General features: G+C 50.6%; 5 protein-coding genes. 2 read left to right on the top strand and 3 right to left on the bottom strand.

Translation table 11 applies throughout. The annotated features are described in order from the left end of the window. Together ACVBEF_RS13130 and ACVBEF_RS13125 are read left to right on the top strand one after the other, a co-directional pair. The coding region (locus ACVBEF_RS13130) for a hypothetical protein (protein WP_447124395.1) at positions 1-198 on the top strand (198 nt) is incomplete at its 5' end. A 99-nt stretch (positions 199-297) separates the two neighbouring features. Next, positions 298-1,461, top strand: coding sequence for a tyrosine-type recombinase/integrase (locus ACVBEF_RS13125; RefSeq protein WP_447124394.1), 1,164 nt, complete (start codon positions 298-300; stop codon positions 1,459-1,461). A 101-nt stretch (positions 1,462-1,562) separates the two neighbouring features. Here ACVBEF_RS13125 and ACVBEF_RS13120 read toward each other — a convergent pair whose 3' ends face one another. The 3 genes from ACVBEF_RS13120 to ACVBEF_RS13110 all read right to left on the bottom strand — a co-directional run bounded on the left by ACVBEF_RS13120 (position 1,563) and on the right by ACVBEF_RS13110 (position 5,543). Next, complete coding sequence (locus tag ACVBEF_RS13120) at positions 1,563-3,188, bottom strand: ABC transporter substrate-binding protein (RefSeq protein WP_447124393.1); 1,626 nt, start codon at positions 3,186-3,188, stop codon at positions 1,563-1,565. A 73-nt stretch (positions 3,189-3,261) separates the two neighbouring features. Then, positions 3,262-3,888, bottom strand: coding sequence for a hypothetical protein (locus ACVBEF_RS13115; protein WP_447124392.1), 627 nt, complete (start codon positions 3,886-3,888; stop codon positions 3,262-3,264). Between the two features lie 167 nt (positions 3,889-4,055). Continuing rightward, positions 4,056-5,543 carry a SulP family inorganic anion transporter gene (locus ACVBEF_RS13110; RefSeq protein ID WP_447124391.1) on the bottom strand — a complete coding sequence of 496 codons (1,488 nt, stop codon included), beginning with the start codon at positions 5,541-5,543 and terminating at the stop codon, positions 4,056-4,058. Positions 5,544-6,000 lie beyond the last annotated feature (457 nt).

Here is a 6,000-nt window from a genome sequence, read left to right as displayed (position 1 = left end):
GCAGTCGGTGATAGCTTCTCTAAGCGCCCGGTTCATCGAGCACGAATCGATGTTCATGTGACCTGGGAGTGTACTCCTGGCAGCCTGTCGGACTTAGGGGTAATTTATATGCGCTTACCGATTGGCTTGTTTTGTCTTTTGATGAAATATGCGCCATTGCAAAAAAACATGACGTTGGTCAGGTGGGGTAAGTATTGAATTATCAATAACTTTTAAGTCGAGATTATATATCTAATGTCGATTATAATTAAATAGCATCCATACTTTATTCAACTTTTTCACTCTTTAAAGCTGTTTATGAATAATTTTCAATTGATCGATCTTAACCCGCCCAAAGCCGGCAATGACACCTCCATGGCTGACATTCCATTCTTTGACGATGGTGACTCAGACTCGTTGGTCGCGGCGCGAAGTGATTCTGAATTGGCGCGTACTTTTTTGTACAGCAACGAACTGTCTGAAAATTCCATCAAAAGCACTAAGAAAGACCTTGGGCGCTTTTTGCTGTGGTGTCGGCATCAATCGAAGATGATGCATCAATTGCGGATCGAAGATTTGAACGCTTACAAGGCTTTTTTGAAAGATCCTCAGCCTGCAGAAATGTGGATATCGTCAACAAAATGGCCGCGTAATGATGACCGATGGCGACCCTTTTCGGGGCCGTTGTCTGAGGCCAGCACACGGCAAGCTTTTCGGGTGGTAAAGGCGCTGCTGGAGTTTGCTCAAAATGCCGGTTATTTAGAGCGTAACGCTGGCGCACTGGTGAAAAACGTCAAAGCTGCACGTGATGCAAGGGTGACGCGCTATCTGAGTACACAGGCCGTTGCGTATGTTTATACGACGCTCGATTCGGTGGTTGCCGATACGCCGACGGCACTGAAAGCCCGAGCGCGTGATCGGTTCTTGCTCATCAGCTACATCACTACAGGTGCCCGACTGTCCGAAATGACGGGTGCGAAAATGGGCGCGGTGTATGCCGAAGAAGATGGCCGTTGGTGGCTTGATGTAGTGGGAAAAGGTTCGAAGCCTCGACGCCTGCCGGTTGCGCCAGAGATGCTCGATGCTTTTCGCGATTACCGCAAAGCGTTCGGTTTGTTGCCGCAAACAACCCGGGATGACGCTACGCCGTTAGTGCTTTCCTCGCGTACACGTGTACCGACGTCGATTACTGACGAGGCTGTGTCGGATGCGATGAAGGTACTGTTTGCAGCTGCCGGGAGACTGGCGGCGTCTGAAGGTGATCTGGATAGTGCATTTTCTTTGCGCAATGCATCAGCGCATTGGCTCAGACATACGATGTTGACGACGCATGCTAACAATGATGTGTCTTTGAAGACATTGCAGGAGACTGCCGGTCACGCCAATATTTCTACGACGGCGACTTATTTACACAAAAGCGATAAAGAGCGCCATGACGAACTGATGCAATCGATCGGACAAACTTCAAAAAATGTTCGATAGTTTTTGTACGTGATTGATGTAAGCGCCCTGCTCATTTCATGCTTTTCCGGCCCCTCTTTGCAGAATGCAGTCCTCGCGCCGGTCTACTGCCCTTTCCAGGTTTAATTTGCCACATCAACATTCTGAAATTCGTATTCGCTGAACACCGACATCTTGAATCCAATCACTTCCTTGCGGACTGCGGCGTAGCGCAGCGCGTGGGCGATCGTGATCCACGGAGTTTCTTCGTGGGCGATGACTTGGGCTTTTTCATATAGTTTGGTGCGCTCTGCCTGACTGGGTGTGCGCTTGGCGCTTTGGATCAAGCTCTCGAAGGCGGGCATGCACCAGCGTGCTTTATTGCCGCCGCCTTTGATGGCGTCGCACCCTAATAGCGTCGCAAAGAAATTATCCGGATCGCCGTTGTCGCCGTTCCAGCCGTACATCATGACTTGCTGCTCACCTTGATTGCTGCGTTTGATGTACTCCGCCCAATCGTAGGTCACCAGTTTGGCGCGGATGCCAATTTTTGCCCAATCGGCCTGAATCAACTCCGCCATGCGTTTGCCGTCTGGGTTGTAGGGACGGGTCGCCGGGAGATACCAGAGTTCTATATCTGCCCCGTTGGGATAACCGGCTTTGGCGAGCAGCGCTTTGGCCTCGATCGGGTCATACGCGTAATCCACGATGTTGTCGTTGTAGGACCAGAGTGTGGGCGGAATCGCATTTTTTGCGGCCTGACCTGCGGCTTGATAGACGATCTTGAGAATGGCCTGTTTGTCGGTCGCCATATTGAGCGCCTGACGCACTAATTTATTATCGAACGGCTTTTTCTCGACGTTAAAGGCAAGATAGCCAACGTTCAACCCTTCTTTGCTGAGCAAGGTGATCGCCGGATTGGCTTTGATCAAGGCAATATCAGCGGGTTTTGGCAAGGTCATGACCTGACATTCATTGGCCTTGAGTTTGGCGTAGCGCACTGATGCATCGGGCGTGATGGCGTAGATCAGATTGTCGATTTTAGGACGACCGCCCCAATACGCATCGAAGGCTTTGTAGCGGATGACTGCATCCTTTTGATACGACACGAATTGAAACGGACCGGTGCCGACCGGTTCACGATTGAGCATGTCCGGCACGCCGAGCGCTTGCATTTTTTCGGCATATTGGGCCGACATGATGGACGCGAAATCCATACCCAGATTGGCCAGAAACGGGGCTTCCGGGTGTTTTAAGGTGAAGACGACCGTGTAGTCGTCGTGCTTCTCTACTTTTGCGATGATGTTATCCATTCCCATATCAAGAAAATAGGCAAAACTCTGCCCTGCCGGGAGTTGGTGAAATGGATGATGCGGGTCGCCCATGCGATTGAAAGAGAACAGCACGTCATCGGCATTAAAGTCCCGCGTCGGTGTGAATCGGGCGTTGCTTTGAAACTTGACGCCCCGGCGCAATTGAAAGGTGTACGTCAAGCCATCGTCGGAGGTTTTCCAAGAGGTAGCTAAGGCAGGCTTGATGGTGGTCGCACCAATATCAAACTCAACTAAGCGGTTGAACACCGGCACTGACGACGCCTGAAATGAAATGGCGGTGGTATAGAGCTGCGGATCGAATCCTTCAGGGCTGCCTTCTGAGCAAAACACCAGGGTTTTCGAGGGTTTAGGCGGCGCGGCGGCTGTAAAACCGGCATGGATACTCATCAGCGTGAGCAGACTGACCTTGATCAACAACTTCCACTGACATTGCATGCTGCGTTCCTTCTTGTCATCGCTGTTGATGGGATGTGTGGTTTAAATGTGTGGTTTAACTTAGACGAGCTGTCTATATCTTTATAAATCCAGTATGCACCCCACCCGACATTCCCATGATGTCATCGTAGGGAGTTTGCGCCATGCGAAATGGATAGATGCGCGGGGATGGCACACTTTCGACTTCTGGCGGATTGCCTGAGTTGATGTCTGGGTTATCAACTAGCGCCGCGCGAATCATCGCCCGGTCGGCGATGATTTCATCGACAGTATAGGGAGCAGACGCAGGATCAAAGTCGGTATAGCCCTCTCGCTGCCAGCTCTGTGCTTGTTTTTCAATATCGAGCGCGCCAGCGTTGCGCAAAGCGGATTGGGCAACCGGCACCAATGCGTCGTCGGCAACAAAAATAGCCACCACAACATGACCACGCCGGATTGCTTCTGAGTAATGCGCGATATCGTCGTGGTGGCTACCAAACAGCGTCCCGAGCAGGTCGCGCAAGCTCTCCGTTAAGCCTCGGCTGACGTGGCTTTCCATGTCCAATCCCGATGCATGCCCTTGGTGCATCCGAACATGCACGTCGGCGGCGGCAAACCCTGACGTAATGAGGTCGCGTTGCGCCTGCTGAGCGGCTTGGAAATGATCGAAAACACCAACGACTGTTTGTCCTGTTTGCCCTGTTTGTTCAATTGTTGACATGGAAGCCTCCTGATTGATGGGTGACTATCAGATCGCCTATTTTCCGATGTTTCATCGGAAAATTCCGATTTTCTGATGTAAACCTATTTATACATCGGAAACGCGAAACAGACATTTTCGGCTGGCATCCATTTTCGTACCGTCTTTAAAGTGCGCGTCACCGTATCTTAATGGCCTGGTGAAGCGCTTTCGCCCTGCCCCTGGGCTTTATCGTGGGTGGCGAATTTTTCAATCATGGTCGCGCTTGCCCTGTTTAACCCAACAACGTCGACACTAATGCCATTGCGCCGGAATTTATGCACCACACGGTCAAGTGCCTCGACTGCGGTGATATCCCAGAAATGGGCGTGGGACAAGTCCAGGCGGACTGAGGAAATAGCTTCTTTGAAGTCAAATTCCGACACCATGGCTTCGGAGGACGCAAAGAATACCTGCCCTTTTACCGTATATTGGCGAGCGTCACCGTCAGAGTTTATGGTCGACTCAACCAATAAAACCTGACGAACTTTGGATGCAAAAAATACCGCGCTGAGCAGAACGCCCACGCCGACACCGATTGCCAGGTTGCCTGTCGCAACCACCACCACGACAGTCACCAGCATGACCACAGAGGATGTGGTTGGATGCGTAGTCAAATTTTTCAGAGAGCGCCAGCTAAAGGTGCTAATGGAGACCATGATCATCACCGCAACCAGCGCTGCCATAGGAATTTGCTTGACCCAAGGCCCCAAAAAAACGACCAGAATCAGCAGAAAAATGCCCGCAACGAAAGTCGATAGTCGGCCTCGTCCGCCCGATTTGACGTTAATCACTGACTGACCAATCATCGCGCATCCTGGCATACCCCCGATAAATCCAGAAACAATGTTAGCGATTCCCTGACCACGACACTCGCGATTCTTATCGCTGCTCGTGTCGGTAAAGTCATCAATGATTGCTGCAGTCATCAGCGACTCTAGCAAGCCAACTACGGCAATAGCGATGGAATAAGGAAAAATGATTTTTAATGTATCGAGATTGATCGGCACCATCGGAATAGCGAAATTGGGAAGACTGTCAGGAAATGCGCCCATATCGCCCACCGTGCGCACTGGCAACTTAAAAATGATCGCAATAATCGTCAGCACGATGATGCATACCAGAGGGGACGGTACCGCCTTGGTGAGCAGCGGCAGTAAATAGATGATGGCCAGACCTCCGGCGACCAGCGCAAAAATACTCCATTGCAGGGGAAGTATTTCAGGTAGCTGCGCAAGGAAAATCAAGATTGCCAAGGCATTCACGAACCCAGTGACCACCGAACGAGAAACAAATCGCATCAATGCGCCTAACTTGAGCAGTCCGGCACCGATCTGTAGCGTACCCGCCAATACACCAGCGGCAAACAAGTATTGAACGCCATGTTCTTTCACCAGCGTCACGACCAACAAGGCAACCGCCCCAGTTGCCGCCGAGATCATGGCAGGACGCCCTCCGGCGATAGCCGATACAACTGCAATGACGAAAGCCGCATACAGGGCAACCTTGGGATCAACCCCGGCAATAACAGAAAAAGCGAGCGCCTCCGGAATGAGCGCCAATGCAACGACTAGTCCTGCAAGAATGTCCCCACGGACATTAGAGAGCCAATCCTGGCGAAAAGTATTCATCAACATTTGATCTCAATAGAATATGCAAACGGTCACACGGCGCCGTTATAAACGCGCGCGATGCAAAGAATGCGAGTTGGATATGCGTTGCGTAGATCTGATGGCATGCACAGATCTACATCAACATAAACGGGTGCTGTCGAAGCAAGCATCTGAAGCACTTACACATAGGCGAACGATCACCATTGGCTATTAGCTATTAGCTATTTGCGTCATTGCAGTGCTGGAGGCGGAAGACTTTCCGCTAGGAGAGGGAGAACTACATTGGTGGACTTAAAGTGTTAAAAAATATCTTACGAAATAGTCTGTCAAAACGTTTGTGAAAACAATAAAGCCCTGAAATCAGGGCTTTATGTTTAAAACTGGAGGAAGCGGTGAACATCGAATACATCAACGGGATAAGCCGTCGCTCGTTTTCAAGTCTATGGTTTAAGTCAATTAAATCGATGACTTAAGACCTTTT

The sequence above is a fragment of the Glaciimonas sp. GG7 genome (assembly GCF_052976905.1).
Note: the sequence above shows the minus strand (reverse complement) of the source record. Positions and strands in the feature narration are given on the sequence as shown.